29 protein-coding genes are annotated in these 25377 nt (G+C 73.9%); 5 read left to right on the top strand and 24 right to left on the bottom strand.

Going from position 1 to position 25377, the window contains the following annotated elements; genetic code table 11:
• Position 1: 1 nt before the first annotated feature.
• From ccsB to ACFWN3_RS13440, 7 genes are all read right to left on the bottom strand, one after another.
• Entirely contained in the window at positions 2-973 is a 972-nt protein-coding gene (gene ccsB, locus ACFWN3_RS13470) for a c-type cytochrome biogenesis protein CcsB (RefSeq protein WP_377640379.1), read from the bottom strand.
• Positions 970-2535 (bottom strand): cytochrome c biogenesis protein ResB, encoded by a 1566-nt coding sequence (locus ACFWN3_RS13465; protein ID WP_377640377.1) that lies wholly within the window; start codon positions 2533-2535, stop codon positions 970-972. Before ACFWN3_RS13465 ends, ccsB begins: the two co-directional genes overlap by 4 nt.
• Positions 2532-3314: a cytochrome c biogenesis CcdA family protein gene (locus ACFWN3_RS13460; RefSeq protein ID WP_377640375.1), complete on the bottom strand. Its 783-nt coding sequence runs from the start codon at positions 3312-3314 to the stop codon at positions 2532-2534. Before ACFWN3_RS13460 ends, ACFWN3_RS13465 begins: the two co-directional genes overlap by 4 nt.
• Entirely contained in the window at positions 3311-3916 is a 606-nt protein-coding gene (locus tag ACFWN3_RS13455; RefSeq protein WP_377640373.1) for a TlpA family protein disulfide reductase, read from the bottom strand. Before ACFWN3_RS13455 ends, ACFWN3_RS13460 begins: the two co-directional genes overlap by 4 nt.
• Positions 3913-4548, bottom strand: coding sequence for a histidine phosphatase family protein (locus tag ACFWN3_RS13450; protein ID WP_377645608.1), 636 nt, complete (start codon positions 4546-4548; stop codon positions 3913-3915). Before ACFWN3_RS13450 ends, ACFWN3_RS13455 begins: the two co-directional genes overlap by 4 nt.
• 207 nt (positions 4549-4755) lie before the next feature.
• Positions 4756-6096 carry a glutamate-1-semialdehyde 2,1-aminomutase gene (gene hemL, locus ACFWN3_RS13445; protein ID WP_377640371.1) on the bottom strand — a complete coding sequence of 447 codons (1341 nt, stop codon included), beginning with the start codon at positions 6094-6096 and terminating at the stop codon, positions 4756-4758.
• Positions 6097-6121: 25 nt separating this feature from the next.
• Positions 6122-6607, bottom strand: a complete 486-nt coding sequence (locus ACFWN3_RS13440; RefSeq protein WP_377640369.1) for a MarR family winged helix-turn-helix transcriptional regulator — start codon at positions 6605-6607, stop codon at positions 6122-6124.
• A 186-nt stretch (positions 6608-6793) separates the two neighbouring features.
• Between ACFWN3_RS13440 and ACFWN3_RS13435 the strand changes: the two genes are divergently transcribed.
• Complete coding sequence (locus ACFWN3_RS13435) at positions 6794-7327, top strand: YceI family protein (protein WP_377640367.1); 534 nt, start codon at positions 6794-6796, stop codon at positions 7325-7327.
• 82 nt (positions 7328-7409) lie between these two features.
• On the opposite strand, the gene ACFWN3_RS13430 is transcribed toward ACFWN3_RS13435, so the two are convergent.
• Together ACFWN3_RS13430 and ACFWN3_RS13425 are read right to left on the bottom strand one after the other, a co-directional pair.
• Entirely contained in the window at positions 7410-7883 is a 474-nt protein-coding gene (locus ACFWN3_RS13430) for a DUF1203 domain-containing protein (RefSeq protein ID WP_377640365.1), read from the bottom strand.
• A 41-nt stretch (positions 7884-7924) separates the two neighbouring features.
• Positions 7925-8425 carry a MarR family winged helix-turn-helix transcriptional regulator gene (locus ACFWN3_RS13425; protein WP_377640363.1) on the bottom strand — a complete coding sequence of 167 codons (501 nt, stop codon included), beginning with the start codon at positions 8423-8425 and terminating at the stop codon, positions 7925-7927.
• Positions 8426-8519: 94 nt separating this feature from the next.
• On the opposite strand from ACFWN3_RS13425, the gene ACFWN3_RS13420 reads away from it, so the two are divergent.
• The 3 genes from ACFWN3_RS13420 to ACFWN3_RS13410 are packed head-to-tail and all read left to right on the top strand — an operon-like array spanning position 8520 to position 10799.
• Entirely contained in the window at positions 8520-9092 is a 573-nt protein-coding gene (locus tag ACFWN3_RS13420) for an NADPH-dependent F420 reductase (protein WP_377640361.1), read from the top strand.
• 40 nt (positions 9093-9132) lie between these two features.
• Positions 9133-9642, top strand: coding sequence for a VOC family protein (locus ACFWN3_RS13415; RefSeq protein WP_377640359.1), 510 nt, complete (start codon positions 9133-9135; stop codon positions 9640-9642).
• Positions 9639-10799: a luciferase family protein gene (locus ACFWN3_RS13410; RefSeq protein ID WP_377640358.1), complete on the top strand. Its 1161-nt coding sequence runs from the start codon at positions 9639-9641 to the stop codon at positions 10797-10799. Before ACFWN3_RS13415 ends, ACFWN3_RS13410 begins: the two co-directional genes overlap by 4 nt.
• A gap of 21 nt (positions 10800-10820) precedes the next feature.
• Here ACFWN3_RS13410 and ACFWN3_RS13405 read toward each other — a convergent pair whose 3' ends face one another.
• The 12 genes from ACFWN3_RS13405 to ACFWN3_RS13350 all read right to left on the bottom strand — a co-directional run bounded on the left by ACFWN3_RS13405 (position 10821) and on the right by ACFWN3_RS13350 (position 22603).
• Entirely contained in the window at positions 10821-11564 is a 744-nt protein-coding gene (locus ACFWN3_RS13405) for a VOC family protein (protein WP_377640357.1), read from the bottom strand.
• A 49-nt stretch (positions 11565-11613) separates the two neighbouring features.
• A complete protein-coding gene (hemB, locus tag ACFWN3_RS13400) occupies positions 11614-12585 on the bottom strand; it encodes a porphobilinogen synthase (RefSeq protein WP_377640355.1) in 972 nt (323 codons plus the stop codon).
• Positions 12586-12602: 17 nt separating this feature from the next.
• Complete coding sequence (locus ACFWN3_RS13395) at positions 12603-14225, bottom strand: uroporphyrinogen-III synthase (protein ID WP_377640354.1); 1623 nt, start codon at positions 14223-14225, stop codon at positions 12603-12605.
• Entirely contained in the window at positions 14222-15220 is a 999-nt protein-coding gene (gene hemC, locus ACFWN3_RS13390; RefSeq protein ID WP_377640352.1) for a hydroxymethylbilane synthase, read from the bottom strand. The genes ACFWN3_RS13395 and hemC overlap by 4 nt, the downstream gene beginning before the upstream one ends.
• On the bottom strand, positions 15217-16527 hold the full coding sequence (locus tag ACFWN3_RS13385) for a glutamyl-tRNA reductase (protein ID WP_377640350.1): 1311 nt from the start codon (positions 16525-16527) through the stop codon (positions 15217-15219). The genes hemC and ACFWN3_RS13385 overlap by 4 nt, the downstream gene beginning before the upstream one ends.
• The gene (locus ACFWN3_RS13380; protein WP_377640348.1) at positions 16524-17186 is read right to left on the bottom strand and encodes a redox-sensing transcriptional repressor Rex; all 663 of its coding nucleotides are present in this window, start codon (positions 17184-17186) and stop codon (positions 16524-16526) included. Before ACFWN3_RS13380 ends, ACFWN3_RS13385 begins: the two co-directional genes overlap by 4 nt.
• Before the next feature lie 300 nt (positions 17187-17486).
• Positions 17487-17783 carry a glutaredoxin family protein gene (locus tag ACFWN3_RS13375; RefSeq protein WP_377640346.1) on the bottom strand — a complete coding sequence of 99 codons (297 nt, stop codon included), beginning with the start codon at positions 17781-17783 and terminating at the stop codon, positions 17487-17489.
• Positions 17783-19582, bottom strand: a complete 1800-nt coding sequence (locus tag ACFWN3_RS13370) for a 1-acyl-sn-glycerol-3-phosphate acyltransferase (RefSeq protein WP_377640345.1) — start codon at positions 19580-19582, stop codon at positions 17783-17785. Before ACFWN3_RS13370 ends, ACFWN3_RS13375 begins: the two co-directional genes overlap by 1 nt.
• Positions 19582-20631 carry an NAD-dependent epimerase/dehydratase family protein gene (locus ACFWN3_RS13365; RefSeq protein WP_377640343.1) on the bottom strand — a complete coding sequence of 350 codons (1050 nt, stop codon included), beginning with the start codon at positions 20629-20631 and terminating at the stop codon, positions 19582-19584. The genes ACFWN3_RS13370 and ACFWN3_RS13365 overlap by 1 nt, the downstream gene beginning before the upstream one ends.
• A 174-nt stretch (positions 20632-20805) precedes the next feature.
• Positions 20806-20904 (bottom strand): 30S ribosomal protein bS22, encoded by a 99-nt coding sequence (locus ACFWN3_RS13360; protein WP_003792170.1) that lies wholly within the window; start codon positions 20902-20904, stop codon positions 20806-20808.
• Between the two features lie 151 nt (positions 20905-21055).
• Positions 21056-21256, bottom strand: a complete 201-nt coding sequence (locus ACFWN3_RS13355) for a helix-turn-helix domain-containing protein (RefSeq protein ID WP_166102834.1) — start codon at positions 21254-21256, stop codon at positions 21056-21058.
• A 156-nt stretch (positions 21257-21412) separates the two neighbouring features.
• A complete protein-coding gene (locus ACFWN3_RS13350) occupies positions 21413-22603 on the bottom strand; it encodes an acetoin utilization protein AcuC (RefSeq protein ID WP_377640341.1) in 1191 nt (396 codons plus the stop codon).
• 74 nt (positions 22604-22677) lie between these two features.
• Between ACFWN3_RS13350 and ACFWN3_RS13345 the strand changes: the two genes are divergently transcribed.
• Positions 22678-23346, top strand: coding sequence for a potassium channel family protein (locus tag ACFWN3_RS13345; RefSeq protein ID WP_377640339.1), 669 nt, complete (start codon positions 22678-22680; stop codon positions 23344-23346).
• 99 nt (positions 23347-23445) lie between these two features.
• Here ACFWN3_RS13345 and ACFWN3_RS13340 read toward each other — a convergent pair whose 3' ends face one another.
• From ACFWN3_RS13340 to proC, 3 genes are read right to left on the bottom strand one after another with little or no spacing between them, the layout of a single operon-like run.
• Positions 23446-23973: a GNAT family N-acetyltransferase gene (locus ACFWN3_RS13340; protein WP_377640337.1), complete on the bottom strand. Its 528-nt coding sequence runs from the start codon at positions 23971-23973 to the stop codon at positions 23446-23448.
• Between the two features lie 55 nt (positions 23974-24028).
• Entirely contained in the window at positions 24029-24550 is a 522-nt protein-coding gene (locus ACFWN3_RS13335) for a GNAT family N-acetyltransferase (protein WP_377640335.1), read from the bottom strand.
• Positions 24543-25343, bottom strand: coding sequence for a pyrroline-5-carboxylate reductase (gene proC / locus ACFWN3_RS13330; RefSeq protein ID WP_377640333.1), 801 nt, complete (start codon positions 25341-25343; stop codon positions 24543-24545). The genes ACFWN3_RS13335 and proC overlap by 8 nt, the downstream gene beginning before the upstream one ends.
• Positions 25344-25377 lie beyond the last annotated feature (34 nt).

Genomic DNA, 25377 nt, shown 5'->3' with positions numbered 1-25377 from the left:
GTCAGAGCCCCGAGTACGAGTGCTGGCCGACGAAGAACACGTTGACGACGGCGTAGTTGATGATGATGCAGCCGAAGCCGGCGAGGGCGATCCACGCCGCGCTCTGGCGGCGCAGGCCGGTCGTGGCCCGGGCGTGCAGGTAGGCGGCGTAGACGGTCCAGATGACGAACGTCCACACCTCCTTGGGGTCCCAGCTCCAGTAGGCGCCCCACGCCTGGCGGGCCCAGATGGCGCCGGCGATGAGCGTGAAGGACCACAGCGGGAACGCGACGACGTGGATGGCGTAGGTGAGCCGCTCGAGGGCGCGCGCGTCGGGCAGCCGGTCCATGAACGACGGGGGCCGCGGGTCGGACGCCTCGAGCCTGGCCTGGACGAGGTAGAGGATCCCGAGCGAGAAGCCGATGGTGAACAGGGCCACCGACAGGGTCGCGACGGACACGTGGATGGCCAGCCAGATCGAGCGCAGCGACGGCATGAGCTCGGAGGCGTCGGTGTACCAGACGGTGATGGCCAGCCCGAGGGTCAGCAGCACCGGTCCGACGACGAACAGGCCGAGCCAGCGCAGGTCGCGGCGGCTGGACCACGCGGCGTACGCGACGAGCGTGAGCATGCAGCCGACGATGGCGAACTCGTACATGTTCCCCAGCGGCCACCGGTGCACCTCGAGGGCGCGCAGGACCACGCCCGCGACCGTCATCAGGGTGCCGAGCAGGGTGAGGGTCCAGGCGACGCCGGCGGCCCGGCGGGCCCCGGTCGACTCGACCTCCGCCTCGTCGACGGCCGGGGGCTCTGGTGACGACGGCGCGTCCGCTCCCCCGGCGGCGACGAGCTCGCGCTCGGAGACCTCGGACCGGGCGCGCGCGGGCGCCAAGCGGGCGAGGTACACGGCGTACACGACCATCGCGAGGGTCAGCACGGCCATCGCCGAGTAGATGGCCAGGTTCGAGAGCTGGGCCAGCGTCGTGTCGGTCATCGAGCTCCTTCGAGGGCGTCCAGGACGGCGGCGACCTCGTCGCCCATCCCTTCGTCGTCGTCCTTGGCCAGGCCGCCGACGGAGACCACGGTACGACCCGGCGAGCCGCCGGGTGAAACCCGCACGAAGAGCCTTCGACGGCGCACGACGAGCGAGGCGACGAGCCCGAACAGGGCAGCCATCGCGGAGACGAGGGTGAACAGCTTGCCGGGGTCGGTGCGCACCGAGAAGCCCGCGAAGCGCTCGACGCCGTCGAACGTGATCGATCCGCGGCCGCCCGGGAGCTCGAAGGTCTGCCCCGGCTTGAGGAGGATCCGCAGCTGGTCGGTGCCGTCCGCGCCGGCGATCGGGGTCATCTCCTCGGTGTCGAGGGCGTAGACCGACTGCGGCCGCCCACCGGGGAGGAGCTCGCCCTCGAACGCCGTGAGGGCGAGCTGCGGGTCGAGGGTGTCGGGGAAGATCGAGTGCGGCCCGGACGTGCTGTCGATGACGCCGGTCGGCAGGAAGAAGCCGGCGAAGCCCAGGCCCTTCGGGCTGGCCCCGGGCACCTTGACCGCTCCCACCGAGGTGTAGTTGTCGTCCTGCGGGAGGAAGACGGTGGGCTCGGAGTACAGCTCGGTGCCCTGGGCGTCGCGCACCGTGATCCGGGGGGCGTACCCGTTGCCGAGGAGGAAGACGGTGCCGTCGCCGGTCTCGAGCGGGCCGTTGACCCGCACGGCGCGCTGCTCGGGGTCGCCGTCGCCCGGGGTGAAGGTCGTCGTCGCCTCGAAGTCGCGGGGGGCGCCGAACTGGCCGCGGCCCTTGGTCTCGGTCTCGAACTCCACGTCGAGCCGCTCGAGGGCGAGGGTCCAGGGCTCGAGGTCGTTGACGTCGACCCACGGCCCGGGGTTGAAGGTGTCGTAGCGCGACAGGGTGTTCGCGAGCGTCTCTCCCTCGGGCACGATGACGTCGCCCTTCCAGCCGAGGAGGTGCCCCCAGCCGACCCCGATGAGGATCCCGATGAGCGCCACGTGGAAGACGAGGTTGCCGGCCTCCCGGACGTAGCCCTTCTCGGCCGACAGGGTCGTGTCGTCGTGGGCGTGGACCCGGTACCGACGCCGGCGCAGGGCGGCGCGCAGCCGCTCGCGGACCTCGTCGGGGTCGCCGTCGAGCTCGGTGCTGCGGTGTGCCGCCAGGCGATCGAGGCGGCGCGGCGCCTTCGGCGGGGTCGACGACACCTGGTGCCAGAGGATCCGCGTGCGGGGCAGGACGCAGCCGATGAGCGAGACGAAGAGCAGCAGGTAGATCGCGGCGAACCACGGCGAGGCGTAGACCTCGAAGAACCCGAGGGCGTCGAGGACCTTCCCCGCGGTCGGGTTGTCGGCGATGTACTGCGCGGTGCGGGGGGCGTCGATGGAGCGCTGGGGGAAGGTCGACCCGGGGATGGCGCCGACGGCGAGGAGCAGGAGGAGGAACAGCGCGGTGCGCATGCTCGTCAGCTGGCGCCACGTCCAGCGCAGCCAGCCGACGAGCCCGAGCCTCGGCTGGACGACGTCGGGCCGCTGGGCCGTCCCGGTGCTCACAGGGCCACCCGGAAGCTGTCGACGAGCTCGGTCTGCAGCCAGCGGTTGAGGTCCTCCCAGACCCCGGTGAGCATGAGCAGGCCGACGACGACCAGGACGACGCCCCCGGCGAGCTGGATCCGGCGCTGGTGCCGCCGCAGCCAGCGCGACACCCGTCCGGCGCGGTCGAGGCCGGCGGCGACGAGGACGAAGGGCAGCCCGAGGCCCAGGCCGTAGGCGACGGCCAGGCCAGCGCCGCGCGCGACCTCGGGGTCCTGGCTCGCGCTGGCCATGACGAGCACCGCGGCGAGCGTGGGACCGGTGCACGGCGCCCAGCCGAGTCCGAAGACGGCGCCGAGGAGCGGGGCCCCGAGCAGCCCGGCGCGCGGGCGCCAGTGCAGCTTCGCCTCCCGCTGGCTGCCGAAGCGGGCGCCGACGCCGACGAAGACGAGCCCCATGAGCACGACGAGGGCCCCGCCCACCCGCAGGAGGAGCTCACCGTGCTCGACGAGGGCCCGCCCGGCCCCGGTGACGAACACCGAGGTGAGGACGAAGACCGCCGTGAAGCCGGCGACGAAGAGCACGGCCCCGAGCACGGTGCGCCCGCGGCGCCGCTCGGCCTCGCCGGTGAGGCCCCCGACGTACCCGAGGAAGCCGGGGACGAGGGGCAGGACGCACGGGCTGGCGAACGAGACCAGCCCGGCGAGGGCGGCGACCGCGACGGCGAGGGGCAGCGCCCCCGACGTCACCGTGTCGCCCGCGGCGAGCACGGCCGCGGGGGCGGCGACGGCGGGGGTCACGACTGGGCGAGGACGTCGTCGACGAGGCCGCGCAGGGTGGACGCGCTGACCGGGCCGTTGACCCGGGCGGCGATGCGGCCCTCGAGGTCGAGGACGAGGGTCGTGGGGACGGTCGGGGCCTTGCCCTGGAGGTCGAGGATGAGCACGCCGGCCTTGTCGCTGAGGCTCGGGTAGGTGATGCCGGCCTTCTTCGCGAACGCGGCGCCGCTGGCCGGGCCCTCGCGGAAGTCGATGCCCATGAACTGCACCGGCTCGTCCTCGGCCTGGAGGTCCGACCAGACCTTCTGGAGGTCGGGGGCCTCGGCGACGCACGGCGCGCACCACGACCCCCAGACGTTGAGGACGACGACGTCGGTGCCACGGGCCGACGCGCTCGCCCACGTGCCACCGCCGACGAGCTCACCCTCGAGGGTCACCGGCTCCCCGCGGTCGGCGACGGCGATCGTCTCGACGGCGCCGTCACCCGAGATGTAGCCCTTCTGGTCGCCCGCCTTCGCCTGTGCGGCAATGGAGTTCGGGTCCTCGGAACAGGCCGCCGTTCCGAGCACGAGCACCGTGGCGGCGAGCGCCCCGGCGAGCCGGGTCGTGGGCCGTCGGGTCATGCGCCCGCCCCGGGCTGGGCCTGCGGGAGGAGTGAGGCGGCCGGCTCGCTGTACGACAGCGAGAGCAGCTCGTCGCCCATGAAGGTCAGCGACGTCAGCGACGCGAGGGAGCACTCGCGTCGCGCCGGGTTGTGCACGAGGGAGCGGCCCTCGGTGGCGAGGCGGATCATCCAGATCGGGGCCTGGTGGCTGACGATGACGGCCTCGTGCCCCCGGGCGACCTCACGGGCGTCGACGACCGCCGCCCGCATCCGCTCGACGATCTCGACGTAGGGCTCGCCCCACGAGGGCCGGAACGGGTTGAGCATCTTCGGGATCATCCGCGGGTGGCGCAGGAAGCCCTTGCCGCCGGCGACGTCGAGCCCCTCGAAGGCGTTGCCCGCCTCGATGACGCGCTCGTCGACGACGACCTCGAGGTCGTGGTCGGCGGCGATCGGTGCCGCCGTCTCGCGGGCGCGCTCCAGCGGGCTCGACACGACGTGGACGATGTCGTGGTCGCCGAGGTGCTCGGCGGCGAGGTCGGCCATCCGCCGGCCGAGGTCGGAGAGGTGGTAGCCCGCGAGGCGCCCGTAGAGGATGCGGTGCGGGTTGTGGACCTCGCCGTGGCGCAGGAGGTGGACGACGGTGCGCACGGGGTCGGCGACGGCGCCGCCGGCCTCGGGCTGGGTCGTCATGCCACTGATTGTCGCAAACCCCCCGGGGAGCCGCCGACCCCGCCCGGTCTCCCCCTGCGCCCCCGCTTTCCCGCCTGATGCCGCAACCTTCGGTGGGACACCGCGAAGGTCGGGGTGCCCCACCGGAGGTCCGGTTGCCTCGGGCCCCCCGCCCGCGTCCGGGCCTCAGCCGGAGGCAGCCGCGCGGGCCGCCCCGGGCAGCGCCGCGAGGACGTGCTCGACCGCCCGGTCGTCGTGCGCGCCGGAGACGAACCACGACTCGTACGCGCTCGGCGGGAGGTAGACGCCGGCCGAGAGCATCGCGTGGAAGAAGCGCCCGAAGGCGGCCGTGTCCTGGTCGCGGGCGTCGTCGTAGGTGCGGACCTCGCCCTCGCGGAAGAACACCGAGAACATCGAGCCGGCCCACTGGACGCGGTGGGCGACGCCCTCGGCGGCCAGGGCGGCGGAGGCCGCGTCGGCGATCGCGTGGGCCGCCCGGCCGAGGTGGCCGTAGAGGTCGTCGTCGCAGGCGCGCAGCGTCGCGAGCCCCGCGGCGGTGGCGACGGGGTTCCCCGACAGCGTGCCCGCCTGGTAGACCGGCCCCTCCGGCGCGAGCATCGCCATGACGTCCCGGCGTCCCCCGAACGCGGCCGCGGGGAAGCCGCCGCCCATGACCTTGCCGAAGGTCAGCAGGTCGGGGGTGACGTCGACCCCCTCGTGGCCCCACCATCCGGCGCGCGAGACGCGGAAGCCCGTCATCACCTCGTCGGAGACGAGGAGGGCGCCGTGCTCGGCCGTGACCCGCCGCAGGGCCTCGGTGAACCCCGGCTCGGGCGGGACGACGCCCATGTTGCCGGCGGCGGCCTCGGTGACGAGGCAGGCGATCTCGGCACCGCGGGCGGCGAAGACGGCCTCGAGCGCCGCGACGTCGTTGTACGGCAGGACGAGGGTCTCGGCGGCCGTCTCGGTCGGGACCCCGGCCGAGTCGGGCAGCGCCAGGGTCGCGACGCCGGAGCCGGCGCTGACGAGGAGGGAGTCGACGTGGCCGTGGTAGTGCCCGGCGAACTTCACGACGAGGGAGCGCCCGGTGAACCCGCGGGCGAGGCGGATGGCGCTCATCGTCGCCTCGGTGCCGCTGGAGACGAGGCGGACCTGCTCGACCGGGTCGACCCGGGCGACGATCTCCTCGGCGAGGAGGACCTCGTTCTCGGACGGCGTGCCGAACGAGTACCCGCGCGCCGTCGCCGACTCGACCGCCGCGACGACCTCGGGGTGGCGGTGGCCGAGGATCATCGGCCCCCAGCTGCAGACGAGGTCGACGTAGGAGCGCCCGTCGGCGTCGGTGAGCCACGCCCCCTCGCCACTGATCATGAAGCGCGGGGTGCCGCCGACGGCGCGAAAGGCCCGCACCGGGGAGTTGACGCCCCCCGGTGTCACCGCCCGGGCACGGGCGAGGAGGGCTGCGGAGGCCGGCGCGTCGGTCGGGCCGCTCTGGGGGTCGGTGGGTCCGGGCTGCGAGGAGGTCACGCCCTCCATCATCGCGCTCGGGAGCTCAGCACTCCGCCTCGGGCATCGTCGGGTCGGCCGCATAGGCGTCGCGGACCGCCTGCATCGCCTCGCCCAGCGCGGCGAACTGCTCGGGCGTCAGGACGTCGACGAGGTGGCGGCGCACGCTCGCGACGTGGACGACCGCGAGGCGCTCGATGGCGCCCTGGCCGTCGTCGGTGAGCCGGAGCAGGACCCCGCGCCCGTCGTCGGGTGCCGGTGTCCGCACGACCCACCCCCGTCGCTCGAGCCGCGCCGCGGTGTGGGTGACCCGGCTGCGCGACTGGACGATGAGGGCGGCGAGGGTCGACATCCGCAACTGGCCCATCGGCGACTCGGACAGCATCGAGAGCAGCTCGTACTCGGAGAGGCTGATGCCCTCGGCCTGCAGGTCGCGGTCGAAGGCGACGTCGAGCTCGCGCGAGGCCCGGAGGAAGGCGCGCCAGGACACCTGCTCACCCTCGTTGAGCCAGCGGACCTCGCCGTCGGACATGGGCCCCATCGTGGCACGTCAGTGCCACTGTCCGGCATGGCCCCCGCCGTGAGGTGACCGACTCGTGACCACGAATCGTCCCAGGATGTGAGACGACGGAATGCGTGCCGGGTGGAGATTAGTTGAAGAGTCAACTAACGTCGGAAGCGTCCGACGTGACCACGACCTTCCAGAAGGAGAACCACCATGGCGAACATCAACGAGCTCCCCGCCGGCACCTGGGCCCTCGACCCCACCCACTCCGAGGTCGGCTTCGTCGCCCGCCACCTCATGGTGACCAAGGTCCGCGGCTCCTTCACCGAGGTCGGCGGCACCGTGACCGTCAAGGACGACGTCCTCGACTCGGTCGCCGACGTCACCATCAAGACCGCCTCGATCTCGAGCGGCACCGCCGACCGTGACGGCCACCTCCGCAGCGCCGACTTCTTCGACGTCGAGACCTACCCGGAGATGCGCTTCGTCAGCACCTCGTTCACCGGCGACAAGCTCGTCGGCGACCTCACGATCAAGGACGTCACGAAGCCCGTCACCCTCGGCGTCGACTTCAACGGTGTCGCGACCGACCCGTGGGGCAACACCAAGGCCGCCTTCGAGGCCGAGGGCGAGATCGACCGCACCCAGTGGGGCCTGAACTGGAACGCGGCCCTCGAGACCGGCGGCGTCCTCGTCTCCGAGAAGATCAAGCTCAAGCTCGACGTGCAGCTCGCCCTCCAGGCCTGAGCCACGTCTCCCGCTCCGGTCCTCCGGTCGGAGCACCACGAGGCCGCCGTCCCACCCCACCGGGTGCGGGCGGCGGCCTTCGTCACGGCCGGCCGGCGCGCACGGCCCTCGCGATGAAGCACTGCGCGAGGAGGTTGCGCACGTGCACCTCGACGACGTCGGGGTCCGCGAGGACCTCGGCCAGGGCAGCCTCCACCCCCTCCCCCGCCGCGACGATGCGGTTGACCCCGTACCGCATCGCGCCGGACGCGTCGTAGGCGCGCAGCACCCGCGGACCCTCGTCGAGCCAGACCGGGACGGTCCCGTCCTCGTACGTGGTCGGGCACGGGTGGGCGTGGACGAACACCGGCCCGACCTCGCGCCACGGCCGGTCCACCCCGAGGGGCGCGTGCGACAGGAGCAGGAGCCCCTCGCCGGCGCGGCTGCGGGCGAGGCAGCACCGCAGCTGGGAACCACCCTCGGCGTCGGTGATCGGCTCGACCTCGTGCCCGTGGAGGTCGCGGCCGGTGCGTCGGACGACCTCCAGCTCGGCAGGGTCGATCGGGACGAGGGTCACGGCGGTTCTCGGCTCCATGCCGGTGGAACGCGTGTCGCCCCTCAGGTGTGATCCGCGGTCGGGTCGAGGAGCCCGCTCATCCGGCCCTCCGGGTCGAGACGGGTCAGGACGGCGTCGCCGATCCGGGCGAGCTGGGCGACCTGGGTCGGAGTCAGGGGGTCGATGACGCGCTCGCGCACCGTCGCGACGTGGCCGGGCGCAGCGGCGACCACGGCGTCCCAGCCCGCCTGCGTGAGAAGGGCGTTCGTCGCCCTCCGGTCGGTGGGGCAGGGAACGCGCTCGACGAGGCCGGCGGCCTCGAGGCGCTGCACGACGTGGGAGAGCCGAGGGAGCGTGGCGTTGGTCCGCTGCGCGAGGGAGGTCATCCGCAGGGTGCGCTTGGGCGCCTCCGAGAGCATCGCGAGGACGAAGTACTCGAAGTGGCTGACGCCCGCGTCGCGCCGCAGCTGGGCGTCGAGCACACCGGGCAGCAGCTCGACGACCGCGATGAGGCGCAGCCACGCCGCGCGCTCCTCGGGGGTCAGCCAGGTCGTCGTCTCCATGCCCCCAGCGTACGCGGTCAATAGTTGAAGGAACAACCTTTAGGATGGTAGCGTTACTTGTAGCAACAACCAATACCTCTCGAAGGAGCACACCATGGCCACCATCTCGATCATCGGCACCGGAAACATGGGTCAGGCGATCGCCGCCCTCGCCGGCCGCGGCGGTCACACCGTCCAGCTGCTCGGCCAGCACGACGCCGACACCCCGCTCGGCGACGTCGTCGTCCTCGCGGTCCCCCACGCCGCCGTCGCCGACGTCATCGCGGCCCGCGGTGCCCACCTCGCCGGCACGATCGTCGTCGACATCACCAACCCGGTCGACTTCGAGACGTTCGACGGGCTCACCGTCCCCACCGACGCCTCCGCCACCGCGGGCATCGCGGCGGCCCTCCCCGACTCGCGCGTCCTCAAGGCGTTCAACACCAACTTCGCGAGCACCCTCGCCTCCGGCACCGTCGGCGACCTCACGACGACCGTCCTGATCGCCGGGGACGACGCCGACGCCAAGGCGGTCCTGGCCGGGATCGTCACCTCGGGCGGCCTCAAGGCCGTCGACGCCGGTTCCCTGCGTCGCGCCCGCGAGCTCGAGGCCGTCGGCTTCCTCCAGATCAGCCTCGCGGCCGCCGAGAAGATCGCCTGGACCGGCGGTTTCGGCGTCGCTGCCTGACCCCTCCCCACCACCCACCCACAGCAGAGAGCCACGTGCCATGACCGTCAGCCCCGTCCGCCTCAACCACGCCGTGCTGTTCGTCGCCGACCTCGAGCGCAGCATCACCTTCTACGAGCAGGCCTTCGGGATGACGGTCATGGCGCGCGAGCCCCGCGCGAGCGCCGCCTTCCTCCGGCTGCCCCGCTCGGGCAACCACCACGACCTCGGCCTGTTCGGGGTCGGCGCCCAGCCGCCCCGTCCTCGCGGGGCGCTCGGGCTCTACCACCTCGCGTGGCAGCTCGACACCATCGACGAGCTCGTCGAGGCCCGCCGCACCCTGCTCGCCCTCGGTGCCCACGGCGGTGAGTCGAGCCACGGCGCGACGAAGAGCATCTACGGCCAGGACCCCGACGGCAACGAGTTCGAGGTCATGTGGATGCTCCCCCGCGCCAGCTGGGGCGAGTTCGAGGACGCGGCACCGGTCGAGCGCCTCGACCTCGCGGCCGACGTCGCCCGGTGGTCCGGAGTCCGCACCGCCGCCGAGCTCGTGCCGCTGGACGCCTCGTGAGCGCGGCGCCGACGACGTTCGGTGCGCCGGTCGTGGCGACCCACGGGTCCGACGACCCCGCGGCCCCGCTCGTGGTCCTCCTCCACGGTCGTGGCTCGAACGAGCAGGAGATCATCTCGCTCGCACCGCACCTGCCCGGCGGCGTCGCTTACGCGGCGGTGCGGGCCCCGATCGCCGAGGGCGGCGGCTACGCGTGGTTCGCCAACCGCGGCATCGGGCGGCCGGTGGCCTCCTCCCTCGAGGCGACGATGTCGTGGTTCCGCACGTGGCTCGACGACGTCGCCCCCTCCGGCCGCCCGGTCGTCCTCGTGGGGTTCAGCGGGGGTGCGGCCTTCGCCGGAGGGCTCGCCCTCGCCGACCCGGCGCGGTACGCCGGCGCCGCCGTCCTCCACGGCACGCTGCCCTTCGACGCCGGCGTCCCGGTCGAGCCGAGCCGCCTGTCGCACCTGCCGGTGTTCGTCGCGCAGGGCGAGGCCGACCACGTCATCCCCCGCGAGCTGCTCGACCGCACGTGGCGCTACCTCCACACCGAGTCCGGCGCGCCCACCGTCGGGCGCCGCGACCCCGGGGGCCACGGCATCACCGCCGCCACGCTCCACCGGCTGGCCGGTTGGGTCGCGGAGCGCTTCCTCCACCTCCGGGCGACTCCGGCCGCACCGGTCGGTGCGCCGTCCGGCGTCCGCTGGCCGACGCTGCCCGGCGGCGCGCTGCCGGACCGCGTCGGCCCGCGACCCGACGTGTCGTGGGCGATCCCGCAGCAGCAGCTGTCGCAGCACGCCCCTGCCGACCTCCAGGAGGCCCTGTTCGCGCGGGTCAGCGCGTTGCCCGGCGTCACGGGCGCCGACTCCCTCATCTCGGTCCCGGGCGCCCGCGCCTTCGTGCTGCCCGAGGGCTCCGGCCCCGACGACGCCTTCCTCGTCCCGGACGCTCGCGAGTTCGCGCACCTCCACCCCGGGTACGACGGCTCGCTCCACCTCGCGCTGCCCGCCGGCCAGGCGGCCGACCTCGTCGCCCGCGGCTGGGGCGTCCCCCACCCGTGGGCCGGGACCCGGCTGGCTGCCGGCTTCGTCATGCTCTTCGGCCCGCGCACGCCCGACGAGCTCGAGACGGTCGTGGGCGTCGTGACCGCCGCGCACGCGGCGGCGAGCGGCGGCTGAGGAGCGACCGACCGGGTCCCTTCAGGATGGAGGAGGCGCGGCGAACGACGGTGGGAGGACGCAGAACTCGTTGCCGTCGGGGTCGGCCATGACGACCCAGGGGACGTCCCCCTGCCCGATGTCGGCGCGCGTCGCCCCGAGCGCGGCGGGCCGCTCGACCTCGGTCTCGAGGTCGGTGCCGTCCTGCGGGACGAGGTCGAGGTGGAGCCGGTTCTTGCCGAGCCTGTCGTTGTAGGGCGGACCGCCCCACGAGATCTTCGACCCGCCGCGCGGCGACTGGATGGCGGTCTCCTCGTCCTGGTCCCACACGAGCGGCCACCGGAGGGCGTCGCTCCAGAAGTGTCCGACGTCCGGCGAGCCGTCGCTCGACAGGCAGCCGATCGGCCCGCAGCCCGCCGTGAAGTCGTTGCCCGCCGGCAGGACGCAGAGCTCGTTGCCCTCGGGGTCGGCCATGACGACGTGGTCGGCGTCCGGACCCTGGCCGACGTCGAGGTGCGCCCCACCCAGCGCGAGCACCCGCTCGACCGTGCCGGCCTGCGCCGCGTCGGTCGCGCTCGTGAGGTCGAAGTGCATCTGGTTCGGCCCCCGCTTCGGCTCCTCGCTCGGCTGGAAGTGGATGCGGAACTCGTTCTCCCGGTTCGGGACCAGCGACCATCCCCCGCTGTCCGCCGGGACGATCTCGCGCTCGAGGACGCCGCCCCAGAAGGTGGCGAGGGCGAGGGGGTCGTGGGCGTCGACGGTCAGGAGCCGCAGGTCGGAGATCACGGCCTCGACGCTAGGGCCCACTGGACCCTCGGGCAACGCGGTTTCCTGCTCAGAGGCGGGCGGCGGCCTCGAGCGCGTGGTAGCTGAGGACGACCTGCGCGCCCGCCCGACGGATGTGGAGCAGCGACTCCATCATGACCCGCTCACGGTCGATCCAGCCGCGCTCGGCCGCGGCCTCGATCTGGGCGTACTCGCCCGAGATCTGGTACGCCGCAACGGGAACCGGCGACATGGCGGCGGCCGCGGCGATGACGTCGAGGTGCGGACCGGCGGGCTTGACCATGACGATGTCGGCGCCCTCGGCGATGTCGAGCTCGAGCTCGCGCAGCGCCTCCGTGGCGTTCGCCGGGTCCTGCTGGTAGGTGGACCGGTCGCCGACGAGCGAGGAGTTCACGGCCTCGCGGAACGGCCCGTAGAGCCCCGAGGTGTACTTCGCGGCGTACGCGAGGATCACCGTGTCGGTGTGCCCGGCCGCGTCGAGGGCGGCGCGCACGTAGCCGACCTGGCCGTCCATCATCCCCGAGAGCCCGAGGACGGGCGCGCCGGTCGCAGCCTGGGCGAGCGCCATCGAGGCGTACCGGTCGAGGGTCGCGTCGTTGTCGACCGAGCCGTCGGTGGCGAGGACCCCGCAGTGGCCGTGGTCGGTGAACTCGTCGAGGCAGAGGTCCGACATCACGACGAGGTCGTCCCCGACGGCGTCCTGCAGCCGCGCGAGCGCGACGTTGAGGATGCCGTCCGGGTCGTCGGCGCCCGAGCCCCGCGCGTCCTTCGACGACGGCACCCCGAACACCATGATCCCGCCGAGCCCGGCGTCGACGCAGCGCCGCCCCTCCTCGACGAGCGAGTCGAGGGTGTGCTGGACGACGCCCGGCATCGACCCGATCGGACGCGGCGCGTCGATGCCCTCGCGGACGAAGACGGGCAGCACGAGCTCGGCCGGGTGCAGCCGCGTCTCGGCGACGAGCCGCCGCAGCGCCGGGGTGCGGCGCAGGCGGCGCGGACGGATCTCGGGGTAGCCCACGGGAGGCCGGCCCGGCCTCAGGTGGCCCGGCGCCGCGAACCGGGACGACGCTGGCTCGGACGCAGGACGTCCTCACCGGCCTCCTGGGCCGCGAGCGCGAGGGAGCGTCCGTGGTCGGCGAGCGCGTCGACGAGGGCCTCGGCGGTGGGCTCGGGGGCGAGGACGTCGACCCGCAGGCCGTGCTCCTCGGCGGTCTTCGCCGTGGCCGGTCCGATGCACGCCACGACCGTCGTGGGGTGCGGCTTGCCGGCGATGCCGACGAGGTTGCGCACCGTGGAGGACGAGGTGAACAGCACGGCGTCGAAGGCACCCGACTTGATGGCGTCGCGCACCGGCGCCGGCGGCGGGGTGGCCCGGACCGTGCGGTACGCCGTGACGTCGTCGACCTCCCAGCCGATCTCCTGCAGGCCGGCGACGAGGGTCTCGGTCGCGATGTCGGCCCGCGGGAGGAACACCCGGTTGATGGGGTCGAGGTCGTGGTCGAAGGGAGGCCACGCGTCGAGCAGGCCCTTGGCGGACTGCTCCTCGTCGGGGACGAGGTCGGGCTGGATGCCCCAGTCGCGCAACGCCTGCGCCGTGACCCCACCGACCGCCGCGACCTTGAGGCCGGCGAACGAGCGCGCGTCGAGGCCGAACTCGTCGAACTTCTCGCGGATGGCGCGCACGGCGTTGACCGAGGTGAACCCGACCCACTCGTAGCGGCCGGTGACCATGCCCTTGACGGCCCGTTCGAGCTGCTGGGGGGTACGAGGCGGCTCGACCGAGATCGTCGGGACGACCGCGGCGGTGGCACCGTGCTGCTCCAGGCGCGCCGTCATCGAGCCCGACTGCTCCTTGGTCCGCGGCACGAGGACCTCCCAGCCGAACAGCGGCTTGGTCTCGAACCACGACAGCGTCTCGCGCATGGGGACAGTGGACCCCACGACGGCCAGGACGGGGAAGCGCCCGTCGGACATGACCGCGGCGGCCTCGGCGAGCGTCGTCACCGTGGTGCGCTGCTCGGTGCTCGTGCCGCGCTCGGTGACCGCGACCGGGGTCGAGGCGTCGCGCCCCGCGGCGACGAGCGCCTCGAGGGTGACGGTCGCCTTGTCGGGCTGGCCGATGACGACGACCGTGACGCCCGGGTCGACGACGGCGGCGAGGTCGCCGACCTTGCCGCCGGCGGCGAGGACGTGGATCCCCGTGGACGAGGCGGAGGTCAGCGGGATCCCCGCGTACGACGGCACGGCCGTGACCGAGCTGACACCGGGGACGACCTCGACGGCGATGCCGGCCTTGACGCAGGCCTGCGCCTCCTCGGCCAGGCCGTTGAAGACGGCGGGGTCGCCGTCCATGAGGCGCACGACGAGACCGCCGGGGTGGGCCTTGGCGGCCTTGACGACGAGCTTGGCGCGGGACGCCTGGGTGAGGCGCTCCCCGTGGTCGCCGTGGCCGGCGTCGACGACGTCGACGCCCTCGGCGCACCAGCGCGAGACGACGGCCTCGCGGGCGACCTGGTCGATGACGACGGCATCGGCGACGGCGAGCAGCTCGCCGGCACGGACCGTGAGGAGGCCGGGGTCGCCCGGGCCGGCGCCGACGAAGGCGACGCGCGCGGGGACGCGGGTGGTGGACGGGGTGGACGAGCGCGTGGGGCTCACTGGGCACGCTCCATGACGATGGGGTCGGCGGTGGACGGCTGGTCGGGGGCGCCGGACGAGGGGTCCGGCGGGGCTGGGGGGTCGTGCATGAGGTCGGCGGCGCCGTCCTCGAGGAGCAGGCGCGCGAGGCGGCGGCCGAGGTCGGCGGCGTCGGTGACGTCGCCGACGACGGAGCGGCGCAGGTCGGCGGAGCCGTCGGTCGTGGTGACGACGGCCCGCAGCGACAGCTCAGGCCCCTCCATCCCCTCGACCACCTCGGCGAGCGCGCCGACGGGCGCGGAGCACCCCGCCTCGAGCTCGGCGAGGAGGGCGCGCTCGGCCGTGGTGCAGGCACGGGTGTCGGCGTCGTCGAGGGCGGCGACGACCGCGGCGGTGGCGGCGTCGTCGGACCGGACCTCGACGGCCAGGGCGCCCTGCCCCGGGGCCGGGAGCATCTGGATCGGGTCGAGGAGCTCGGTGACCTCGCCGACCCGGCCGAGGCGGCGCAGCCCCGCGGCGGCGAGGACGACGGCATCGAGGCGACCGTCGGCGACGTGGGCCAGGCGGGTGTCGACGTTGCCGCGCAGGTCGGTGATCTCGAGGCCGAGGCCGAGGGCGGCGAGCTGCGCCCGGCGGCGCGGCGACCCGGTGCCGACGCGGGCCCCGGCGGGCAGCTCGCCGAGGGTGAGGCCGTCGCGGGCGACGAGGGCGTCGCGCGGGTCCTCCCGCACGGGCACCGCGGCCACGGTCACCGAGGCGTCGGTGGCGGTCGGCAGGTCCTTGAGGGAGTGCACGGCGAGGTCGACGCGTCCGTCGGCGAGGGCGACCCGCAGGGCGGAGACGAAGACCCCGGTGCCGCCGAGCTGGGCGAGCGGGGTCGCCTGGTCGCGGTCGCCCTCGGTCGTCACCTCGACGAGCTCGACCTCGTGGCCGAGGGCGCGCAGGCGGTCGGCCACCCAGCGGGACTGGGTGGTCGCAAGGGCCGACCGGCGGGTCCCGAGGCGCAGGGTGCTCATGCGTCCTCCCCCGGCAGCGTCGGCGGGACCGAGACGACCGAGACGTCGCGGGGGTCGAGGTCGAACAGCTCGGAGAGCGCCCGGGCGTAGCTGCCGCCCTGGCCGTCCTGGGCGAGCTCCTTGACCCGGACGGTCGGGGTGTGGAGCAGCTTGTCGACGACGCGCTCGACGGCACGGCGGACCTCGGCCCGCTCGGCGTCGCTGAGGTCGGGGGTGCGGCGCTCGAGGCGGGCCAGCTCGAGGTCGACGAGCTCGCCGGCGCGGGTCCGCAGCGCGGTGACGGTCGGCGCGACGGCCGCCGAGGAGCGCTCGAGGAGGTAGGCGGCGACCTCGGCCGTGACGAGGTCGGTGGCGTCGGCGACCTGGGGTGCCGACCCGGCGGCCGCGAGGTCCTCGCCGAGCTCGCCGAGGCCGACGCGGGTCACGCCCTCGAGCTCGCTGACGGCGATGTCGACGTCGTGCGGCAGGGCGAGGTCGATGTAGACCTGCGGGCGACCGCCGCGGGTGGCCATCGCCTCGGCGACGTCGTCGAGGACGACGATGCGGCCCGGCGCGCCGGTGCTCGTGACGACGACGTCGGCGTCGGCGAGCGCGTCCCTGAGGTCGGTGAGGGGACGGACGGTGCCACCGACGCGCTCGGCCACCGAGCGCGCGCGGTCGTGGTTGCGGTTGGCGACGACGACGGTGCGGGCGCCCTCGCGAGCGACGGTCGTGGCGGCGAGAGCGCCCATCCCGCCGGCGCCGACGACGAGGACGGCGAGGTCGGCGACCGGGCCGATGGCCGCCTCGGCGCGGGCGAGGCCGGCCTGGACGAGCGAGCCGCTCACGAGGTCGATGCCGGTCTCGGAGTGCACCCGCTTCGCGACGCGCAGCGCCTGCTGGAGGATCGCGTTGAGCCCGGGGCCGACGTGGCCGTGGCGCTGCGCGCGGGCCAGGGAGCGGCGGACCTGGCCGAGGATCTGCGCCTCGCCGACCGCCATCGAGTCGAGCCCGGCGGCCACGGAGAACACGTGCGCGATGCCGCGCTCCTCGTAGTGGACGTAGAGGTGCGGCTGGAGGTCGCCGCGGTCGACGGAGCACGCCGCGGCGAGCGCGCTCGTGACGTCGGCGAGGGCCCCGTGGAAGGTGAGGCACTCGGCGTAGACCTCGGTGCGGTTGCACGTGGAGACGACGACGGCCTCGGTCACGTGCTCGGAGCGCAGCACCGCGCGCTCGAGCTCGGTGCGCGCCTCGGGGGTGAGGGCGACGGACTCGAGGAGCGACAGCGGCGCGCCGTGGTGCGACAGGCCGAGGACGACGAGGCTCACGAGACCACCTCCGCGACCGCGACCCGCTGGCCGTGGAAGGCGAGGATCTGCAGCTCGGTGGACAGGTCGACCGAGCGCACGGTCACGCCGTCCGGGACGGTGAGGACGCCGGGGGCGAAGTTGAGCAGCGAGCGGATCCCGGCGGCGACGAGGTCGTCGCACGCCTCCTGCGCTCCCTCCGGCGGGGTGGCGATGACGCCGATGGCCAGCCCCTCGTCCTCGACGAGCCGGCCGAGGTCGGACATCGGGCGCACGACCTGGTCGGCGACCTCCTCACCGACGACACCGGGGTCGCGGTCGAGGAGGGCGATGACCCGGAAGCCGCGCTCGGCGAACCCGCGGTAGGCCGCGAGGGCGCGGCCGAGGTTGCCCATCCCGACGATGGCGACCGGCCAGTCCTGGGTGAGCCCGAGGACGGCCGCGATCTCGGAGGCGAGCCGCTCTACGTCGTAGCCGACGCCGCGCACCCCGTAGGAGCCGAGGTGGCTGAGGTCCTTGCGCAGCATGGTCGAGCTGACCCCGGCCGCCGCGGCGAGCTCCTCGGAGCTCACCGACGCGATGTCGTCGCGCGCCAGGGCGGTGAGGGCGCGCAGGTACCCGGGCAGGCGGGCGACGGAGGCCTCCGGGATGCCCCGGCGGGCTGTCGCTGCGGTGGACACAGGCGGTCACCGACTCCTTTCGCGGGCCCGCGCCGCGTGTGGTGGACACGGCCGGTCGCGCCCAGCGGCACGACGCGCGGGTCAAGAACGCCCAGCCTACGGTCTTGTGAAGCCATGCACAAAGTCGCGTCGAACCCCGTGAGAAGGGTCACGGGCGCCGTGTGCTACAAGCGCGGAGCACGCCCCGCTGTTCCCGGCCCGCCCGTACGCGGCGGGCGTCCCGGACGCCCTGACGTCACCGAACCTCCCGTGTGTCGCCCGATGTCGGGTGGCACACCGGAGGTTCGGTGACGGTCGTGGTCAGGAGGCGGGCGGCGGGGCGAGGAGGGCGGCGCGCAGCCGGGTCTCGTCGACCCGCCAGTAGTCGTGCTGCCGGCCGTCGACGAAGGTGACGGGGATCTGCTCGGCGTACTCCTCGCGCAGGTCGGCGTCGTCGTCGACCGACCGCTCCTCCCACCCGACCCCCAGCTCGGCGGTGACCTTCTCGATGGCGGCCCGCGCGGTGTCGCACAGGTGGCACCCCTCGCGGCCGACGAGGAGGACGCGCACCGGGAGGCGCAGCGCGTCGGCCCCCTCGGGCACGAGGTCGCCCGACATCAGAAGAACACCGACCGCCGCTGCATCAGCAGGGTGTACAGGGTCTGCTGGATGGTCTCGCGCACCTGGTCGGTGAGGTCGAAGACGAGCATCGGGTCGTCCTCGGCGCCGGGGCCGTGGGTGTCGGTGGGGATCGGCGTGCCGAACTCGATGATCCACTTGCTCGGCAGCGGGATGAGGCCGAGCGGGCCGAGCAGCGGGAAGGTGGGGGTGATCGGCGCGTAGGGCAGCCCGAACAGCCGGGCGACGGTGCCCATGTTGCCGACGATCGGGAAGATCTCCTCGGCGCCGACGACCGAGCACGGGACGATCGGGACCTGCGCGGCGAGCGCTGCGGCGACGAAGCCCCCGCGCCCGAACCGCTGGAGCTTGTAGCGCTCGCGGAACGGCTTGCCGACACCCTTGAACCCCTCGGGGAAGACGCCGACGAGCTCGCCGCGGTGGAAGAGCCGCTCGGCGTCCTCGTTCGTGGCGAGGGTCGAGCCCGAGCGCCGGGCGACGGTGCCGAGGAAGGGGGTCGAGAAGACGAGGTCGGCCCCGAGGGCACGCATGACCCGGTGCTGGGGGTGCTCGTCGTGGATGGCGAGCTGGACCATGAGCGAGTCGAGGGCGACGGTGCCCGAGTGGTTCGAGACGACGAGGGCGCCGCCCTCGGCGGGGATGTTCTCGATCCCGCGGACCTCGACCCGGAACCAGTTCCGGTAGATCGGGCGCAGCATCGGGTAGAAGACGTTCTCGGTGAAGTCGGCGTCGTAGCCGAAGTCGTCGACCTCGTAGTCGCCCTCGACCCGGCGCCGGATGTAGGCGAGGACCTGCGCGATGCGACGCTCGACGTCCTCGGGGGAGATCCCCGCCGCCTCGGCGCCGACGCGCAGCATCGTCACGACGCCCTCGAGGACGTCGGCGACGTCGGGCAGCGGGAGGCCGGTGCGCGAGGGCGCCTCGGTGACCGTGGGGTCGAGCGGCGGCTCGGCGATGCGCAGGTGCGGCCGCGCGGCGTCGCGCGCGGCCTTGGTCCGGGGGTCGACGCGGGGGCGACGGGTGCCGGGGGTCTCGGAGGACGCGGCGCCGGGGTCGGTGGTCCCGCCCGGGACGTCGGCGGTGGCGTCCGTCGGGGTGGGGTCGCCGGCCGGCGGGCGGGCTGCTGCCGACGGGCGACCACGGCGCTCGCCGGCCTGGCGCGACGCCGCGCGCGAGGGCGCGGAGGTGATCTTCGGCGCCGGGCGGTGCGGGCGGCGGGCCGGGGTCGTCTGGAGCGGGGTGACCGAGGCCGCCTCGCGCACGGGCGCGGCCGCGGGCGACGCGAGCGGTGCCGGCGTCTCTCCTGCCGGCGGCGCGGGAGGAGTCACCGTCGGCGGCGCGGTGACCTTCGCGGCCTTCGCTGCCGTCGCCGTGGTGGACGTCGCCTTCTTCGTCGCCGCCGCCTTAGTGGCGGACGTCTTCGAGGTTGCCTTCGTGGCCGCAGCCTTCGTGGCGGACGCCTTCTTCGAGGACGCCTTCGTCGAGGTCGCCTTCGTGGCCGACGCCTTTGTAGCGGACGCCTTCGGAGCGGACGCCTTCTTCGAGGTCGCCTTCGGAGCGGACGCCTTCTTCGAGGTCGCCTTCGTGGCGGACGCCGTCGTGGCCGTCGCCTTCGTCGTCGCGGACGCTCGCCGCCCGGTGGACCGCACCGGCGGCGCGGTGCTCTCGGGCGCGACCTCGACCGCGTCGGCGCCGATGAGCGGCGTCGAGCGGCGGCGCGCGCGCTCACCCGACGCACGGGCGGCGCCCGCGGCGAGGCTTCCGGGACGGGCCGCCATCACAGACCCCTCCCCGTGCCGAGCGCCCGGAGGACGGCCTGGCTCGCGCTCCCGGCCACGCCGCTCACGACGTCGCCGACGACGGCAGCGGCGGGGATGGCCGGACCGACGGTGCGGGCGAAGTCCTCGAAGGCACCGCGGGAGGTCCAGCGCGGCGAGAACCCGAGCAGCTCGTGCATCCGCGTGGTGTCCAGGCCGCGGCCGTAGGCGAGGAAGGACATCTGGTCGGCCGAGAAGTCGGCGAGGCGCAGCCGCTTGGCGACGCCGCCGACGAAGGACGCCGACTGCAGCGGCAGGGGCAGCACGGGGCGCCCGACGATGGACGCCGCCTGGAGGACCGTGATGACGCCGTCGCCGGCGAGGTTGACGACCCCGGTGGCCTCGCCCGTGGTGGCGACGACGAGCGCGTCGATGGCGTCGTCCTCGTGCATGAACTGCATCCGCGCGTCGAAGCCGAGCGGGGCGGGGATGACCGGGAGGTTGAAGTAGTCGGTGATCGAGGTCCGGATCCGCGGGCCGATGATGTTGGCGAAGCGCAGGGTGAGGATCTCGGTGTCGGGGCGGCGCCGGGCGAATCCGCGGACGTAGCCCTCGACCTCGATGCTGTCCTTGCCGAACCCGCCGGACGGCGAGCGCTTGGCGCCCATGTCCTCGGTGAACAGCGCCGGGTCGCGCGACGTCGAGCCGTAGACCGCCGCCGACGACTTGACGACGAGGCGCCGCACGGTGCTCGACTTCTGGCAGGCCGCGAGCAGCTGCATCGTCCCGATGACGTTGATCTCCTTCTGCGGAGTGCGTCCCCCGACGAAGGTGGGCGTCGCGATGACGTTCATGTGCACGACCGTGTCGACGCCGGCGCTCTCGATGACCCGCGCGATCATCGGGTTGCGGATGTCGGCGCGGACGAACTCGACGCCGCTCATGTCCTGGGCGGGCGGGATGACGTCGACGCCGACGACGCGCGCGATCCCGGGCTCCTTGACGAGCCGGCGCGCGAGGAGTCCACCCAGGTACCGGGAGACCCCGGTCACGAGCACTACGGACGCCACACCATGCTCCTCACCCGCCGGAACCGTCACCCCCGACCCTACCGAGTGCTCGCGCGCGGGCACAGGCGGGCCCGGCCGGTGCGGGGAGGGTCACCGCGCCCACGGTCGGCCCCGGACACGACAAAGGCCCCCGTGAACGGGGACCTTTGAGGTGTCAGAAGGAGCGCGGAGGCGTCACTTCTTGTTGCGACGCTGGTGGCGCGTCTTGCGAAGGAGCTTGCGGTGCTTCTTCTTCGCCATGCGCTTGCGGCGCTTCTTGATGACAGAACCCATAGGAAACCTCGTGCCTTGGACGTGGAGTGCGGCTGCCCACCCTACCGGCAGGCGGTTCGCCTCCCAAACCGCGGCCGGGGAGGCGGTGGAACGACACGAGGGGCGGCCCGGTCCAGGGCCGCCCCTCGGGACGTTCGTCGTGACGGGTGGATCACGCGGTGTCGACGAACGAGCTGCGCAGGTAGGTGTGCACCTCGTCCTCCGGGACCCGGAAGGATCGACCGACGCGGATCGCCGGGAGCTCCCCGGCGTGGACCATGCGGTAGACGGTCATCTTGCTGACCCGCATGATCGTGGCGACCTCGGCGACGGTGAGGAACCGCACCTCGCCGAGCTGACGCTCCGTGGACATCGTGACCTCGATCTTCTGCACCTCCGCAGCGCCGGAACTCCCGGCCTTCGACCTGCGGTCGTGCAAGCGCAACCATAGGGGCAGTTGTGACATCTGGGGAAGGAAACGGACGACATTGGTCCCCGCTGTCCAGCCGACACGCCGGACGGCTCCGGATCAGTCGAACCAGGGGTCGAGGCCGTGGTGCGCGAAGACGGCCTGCCGCGTCGCGAGGATGGCCCGGTCTACCGGGTGCTCCGGGTTGTGGCCCATGTTCCACGGCTGCACCCAGATCGGCAACCGCTCGGGTGGCAGGTCGCCCATCAGCCCGGGGGCGCCGCGGCCGAACGTGCGCTGCACGTGCTCGAGCCACTCGGCCGGGACCTCGGTCTCGACCGGCACCGGGGCGTGCGCGGCGATGGCCGTCAGGTGCGTCCACGACCTCGGGACGACCTCGACGAGCTCGTAGCCGCCGCCCCCGAGCGCGACCCACCTGCCGCCGGCCGCCTCGTGCGCGAGGTCGTGGAGCGACTCGTGCGCCCGCCGCTGGGCGTCGACCGTGATGGCGAGGTGGGCCAGCGGGTCGTGGGCGTGGGTGTCGCAGCCGTGCTGGGAGACGAGGACGTCGGGGGCGAAGGCCCGCACGAGCTGCGGGACGACGGAGTCGAGGGCGCGCAGCCAGGCCGAGTCCCCCGTGCCGGGAGGCAGGGCCACGTTGGCCACCGAGCCCCGGGCGTCGGGGCCGCCGATGTCGCCCGGCCAGCCGGTGCCGGGGAAGAGGTGCCGCCCGGACTCGTGGAGCGAGATGGTGAGGACCCGCGGGTCGTTCCAGAAGATCCGCTCGACGCCGTCGCCGTGGTGGACGTCGATGTCGACGTAGGCCACCCGCTCGGCGCCCTGGTCGAGCAGCCACTGGATGCCGACGGCGATGTCGTTGTAGATGCAGAAGCCGGCGGCGTGGGTGCGCATCGCGTGGTGGAGCCCGCCGCAGTAGTTGACGCCGTGCTCGGCCTCGCCGGTCCAGACCCGCCGGCAGATGTCGAGCGTCCCCTGGACGATGCGGGCCGAGGCGTCGTGCATCCCCGCGAAGGCGGGGTCGTCGTCGGTGCCGAGGCCGTGGTTGCGGTCGGCGGCCTCGGGGTCGGCCGAGGCGCGGCGGACCGCGGCGATGTAGGCCGGGTCGTGGACCGTGGCCAGCGCCTCGTCGGACGCGATGCCGGGGGCGAGGACGTCGACGTGGTCGAGGACGCCGAGGGCCTGCGCCAGGCGGGTCGTGAGGTCGAGGCGGACGGGCCCCATCGGGTGCGTGGGACCGAAGTCGTAGGCACAGAAGACCTCGTCCCACACGACACTCGTCCGCGGGGCCATGCCTGCACGCTACTCGTCGGCCCGTGGCGTGGCAGGCTGGGCGTCCACCACACCTCACCGAGGAGGCACGCACGATGGGCTGGAACAGCTCCCACGACGACGACGTCCTCGTCGTCGGGCTCGGCCGCTTCGGGGCGGCGGCCGCCCTCGAGCTGCGGCGGCTGGGGCACAAGGTCACCGCCATCGAGAAGGACGGCTTCCTCGCCGAGAAGTTCCTCGGCCGGCTCAGCCACGTCATCCACGGTGACGCGAGCGACGTCCAGGTGATCCGCGACGCCAAGGCCGGCCGCTTCGAGAAGGCCGTCGTCGCCATCGGGTCGTCCGTCGAGGCCTCGGTCCTGGCCTGCGCCAACCTCGCCGACGCCAACGTCCCCGACATCTGGGGCAAGGCCCTCTCCCCCGAGCACGCGCGCATCCTCGAGCGGATCGGCGTGCACCACATCGTGCGCCCCGAGGCCGACACCGGACGCCGCGTCGCCCACCTCCTCGGCGGGCGGATGCAGGAGTACATCGAGTTCGACGACGGGTTCGCCATCGTCAAGATGCGCCCGCCGACCGAGGCCATCGGGTTCACGCTCGAGCAGAGCGCGATCCGCAGCAAGTACGGCGTGACGATCGTCGGGGTCAAGGCGCCCGGCGAGGACTTCACCTACGCGGTGCCCTCGACCAAGGTCTCGGCCCACGACACGCTCATCGTCAGCGGGCCGACGACGCTCATCGAGCGCCTCGCCTCGCGCCCCTGACCCATTCCGCCGTACCCGGAGTGACCTATTGGTCGACCTGGGTACGGAGGCCCCGTACCCACCGCGACCAATAGGTCACGTCGGGTTCGCCCGCTCGGGTCAGAACTGGGCGACGCCGCCGCGGTCGCCGAGGAGGGGGAGGGTCATCGCGACCTCCTCCTCGCCGTCGTCCTCGGAGCGCACCCGCATCGGGCGGCGCTCGGCCGTGGGACGGAAGCCGAAGCCGCTCGCGAACGCCACGGCACGGCCGTTGTCGGTGCCGACCCAGTAGAGGAGGTGGCGCTTGCCGGCCTCGGCGGCGGTGCGGGCGCCCGCCCGCACGAGCTCGGTCGCGACCCCGGTGCCGCGGGCGTCGGGGCTGACCCAGAGGCCGAAGAGCTGCGCGGCGTCGGGCTGGTCCTCGCCGGCGACGCCGACGCTCGCGATGCCGAGCGGCGTGCCGTCGCGCTCGGCGAGCAGACGGACCGAGCGCTGCATCCGGGCGCGCCAGAAGTCCTCGGGTTCGGACTCCTCGTCGCCGTGCGACGCGACGAACGCGTCGGGTGACTCCTGGAGGGCGGTCAGACGGACGGAGCGGTACTGCTCCCACTCGTCGACGCCCAGCGGGCGCACCTCGATCTCACTCATGCCGGTCACTCTCCCACGACCCCTGCGGGTGACGGCAACCCGGGAGGGTGAACAGTCAGTGCGTGGTCAGGTCGAGTGCGAGCTCCCGCTCGGTGACGGTCGGGTCCCAGGGCATGGCACCCGAGGCGCCCGTCGCCCGGAAGCCGAGCCGCTCGTAGAACGCTGCGGCACGGGCGTTCTCGTCGGCGACGTCGAGGACGACGCGGCGGTACCCCTCGCCGCGGGCGTGGTCGAGGGCGGTGGCCACCAGCCGGTCCGCGACCCCGGTGCCGCGCGCGAAGGAGGGCACCCACATCCCGATGAGGACGACCTCGTCGGCGGGCTGGTCCTCCCCGCGCCACAGGCCCACGGTGCCGGCGGGCCGGTCGCCGTCGAACGCGAGCCACGAGGTGATGGTGCCCGGGTAGCGCCGCCACTCCCCCTCGCCGCGCGCCGCGGCCTCGGCGTACGTCGTCCAGAACGCGCGCGGGCTGTCGATGAGCGCGGCGAGGCGCACGTCGCGGTAGGTCTCCCAGAGGTCGTCGGTGACCCGGACGACCTCGACCTCGGCACCGCCCGGGACGGGCCGCTCAGCCACCGGCCAGCTCGGCCGAGCGCTTGGCCGCGGCCTCCATCGCCGTGATGAAGGCGGCGCGCACCTTGTGGTCGTCGAGCTCGCGCAGCGCGGCGGCCGTCGTGCCGCCGGGCGAGGTGACCTGCTCGCGCAGCACCGTGGGGTGCTGGCCGGTCTCCTTGATCATCGTCGCGGCGCCGTAGAGCGTCTGGACGACGAGCTCGGTGGCCGTCGAGCGCGGCATCCCGAGGACGACGCCCGCCTCGATCATCGCCTCGACGACGTAGAAGATGTACGCCGGCCCGCTGCCGGAGATCGCCGTGACGGCGTCCTGGAGCTTCTCGGGGACCTCGAGCACCTTCCCGGTCGCGGCGAGGAGCGTCTCCGCCTCGGCGAGGTGGGTGCCGTCGCAGTGCGACCCGGCGCTGATCGCGGCCATCCCCTGGTCGACGAGGGCCGGCGTGTTCGGCATGACGCGCACGACGGCACGGCCCTCCGGCAGGTGCGACTCGAGGAAGGCCGTCGTGATGCCGGCCGCGAGGCTGACGACGAGGTTGCCCTCGGCGACGTGGGGGGCGATCTCGGTCAGCAGGCCGCCCATGTCCTGCGGCTTGACGACGAGGACGAGGGTGTCGGCGAGTGCCGCGGCCTCGGCGTTGTCGAGGACCCGGACGCCGTACTTCTCGGTCAGCTCGGCGGCCCGGTCGGCCCGCCGCTCGGTGATGACGAGGGCGTCGGCCGGCCGCCCGGCCCGCAGCAGCCCCGAGAGGAGCGTCTCGCCCATGACACCGGCACCGAAGATCGCGACCGTACCCATGGCCGTGAGTATGCCGGGTCGGGCCGGAAGGTCT

Source organism: Oryzobacter terrae (assembly GCF_042756445.1).
GTDB classification, from domain to species: domain Bacteria; phylum Actinomycetota; class Actinomycetes; order Actinomycetales; family Dermatophilaceae; genus Oryzobacter; species Oryzobacter terrae.
This window is presented reverse-complemented; position numbering and strand designations above follow the sequence as displayed.

What these genes read in the sequence shown, in the direction of transcription:
- ccsB (WP_377640379.1), bottom strand. Translation starts at nt 973, where the DNA reads ATGACCGACACGACGCTGGCCCAGCTCTCGAACCTGGCCATCTACTCG.
- ACFWN3_RS13455 (WP_377640373.1), bottom strand. Translation starts at nt 3,916, where the DNA reads ATGACCCGACGGCCCACGACCCGGCTCGCCGGGGCGCTCGCCGCCACG.
- ACFWN3_RS13440 (WP_377640369.1), bottom strand. Translation starts at nt 6,607, where the DNA reads ATGTCCGACGGCGAGGTCCGCTGGCTCAACGAGGGTGAGCAGGTGTCC.
- ACFWN3_RS13435 (WP_377640367.1), top strand. Translation starts at nt 6,794, where the DNA reads ATGGCGAACATCAACGAGCTCCCCGCCGGCACCTGGGCCCTCGACCCC.
- ACFWN3_RS13425 (WP_377640363.1), bottom strand. Translation starts at nt 8,425, where the DNA reads ATGGAGACGACGACCTGGCTGACCCCCGAGGAGCGCGCGGCGTGGCTG.
- ACFWN3_RS13420 (WP_377640361.1), top strand. Translation starts at nt 8,520, where the DNA reads ATGGCCACCATCTCGATCATCGGCACCGGAAACATGGGTCAGGCGATC.
- ACFWN3_RS13415 (WP_377640359.1), top strand. Translation starts at nt 9,133, where the DNA reads ATGACCGTCAGCCCCGTCCGCCTCAACCACGCCGTGCTGTTCGTCGCC.
- hemC (WP_377640352.1), bottom strand. Translation starts at nt 15,220, where the DNA reads ATGAGCACCCTGCGCCTCGGGACCCGCCGGTCGGCCCTTGCGACCACC.
- ACFWN3_RS13375 (WP_377640346.1), bottom strand. Translation starts at nt 17,783, where the DNA reads ATGTCGGGCGACCTCGTGCCCGAGGGGGCCGACGCGCTGCGCCTCCCG.
- ACFWN3_RS13370 (WP_377640345.1), bottom strand. Translation starts at nt 19,582, where the DNA reads ATGGCGGCCCGTCCCGGAAGCCTCGCCGCGGGCGCCGCCCGTGCGTCG.
- ACFWN3_RS13360 (WP_003792170.1), bottom strand. Translation starts at nt 20,904, where the DNA reads ATGGGTTCTGTCATCAAGAAGCGCCGCAAGCGCATGGCGAAGAAGAAG.
- ACFWN3_RS13355 (WP_166102834.1), bottom strand. Translation starts at nt 21,256, where the DNA reads ATGTCCACGGAGCGTCAGCTCGGCGAGGTGCGGTTCCTCACCGTCGCC.
- ACFWN3_RS13350 (WP_377640341.1), bottom strand. Translation starts at nt 22,603, where the DNA reads ATGGCCCCGCGGACGAGTGTCGTGTGGGACGAGGTCTTCTGTGCCTAC.
- ACFWN3_RS13345 (WP_377640339.1), top strand. Translation starts at nt 22,678, where the DNA reads ATGGGCTGGAACAGCTCCCACGACGACGACGTCCTCGTCGTCGGGCTC.
- ACFWN3_RS13340 (WP_377640337.1), bottom strand. Translation starts at nt 23,973, where the DNA reads ATGAGTGAGATCGAGGTGCGCCCGCTGGGCGTCGACGAGTGGGAGCAG.
- proC (WP_377640333.1), bottom strand. Translation starts at nt 25,343, where the DNA reads ATGGGTACGGTCGCGATCTTCGGTGCCGGTGTCATGGGCGAGACGCTC.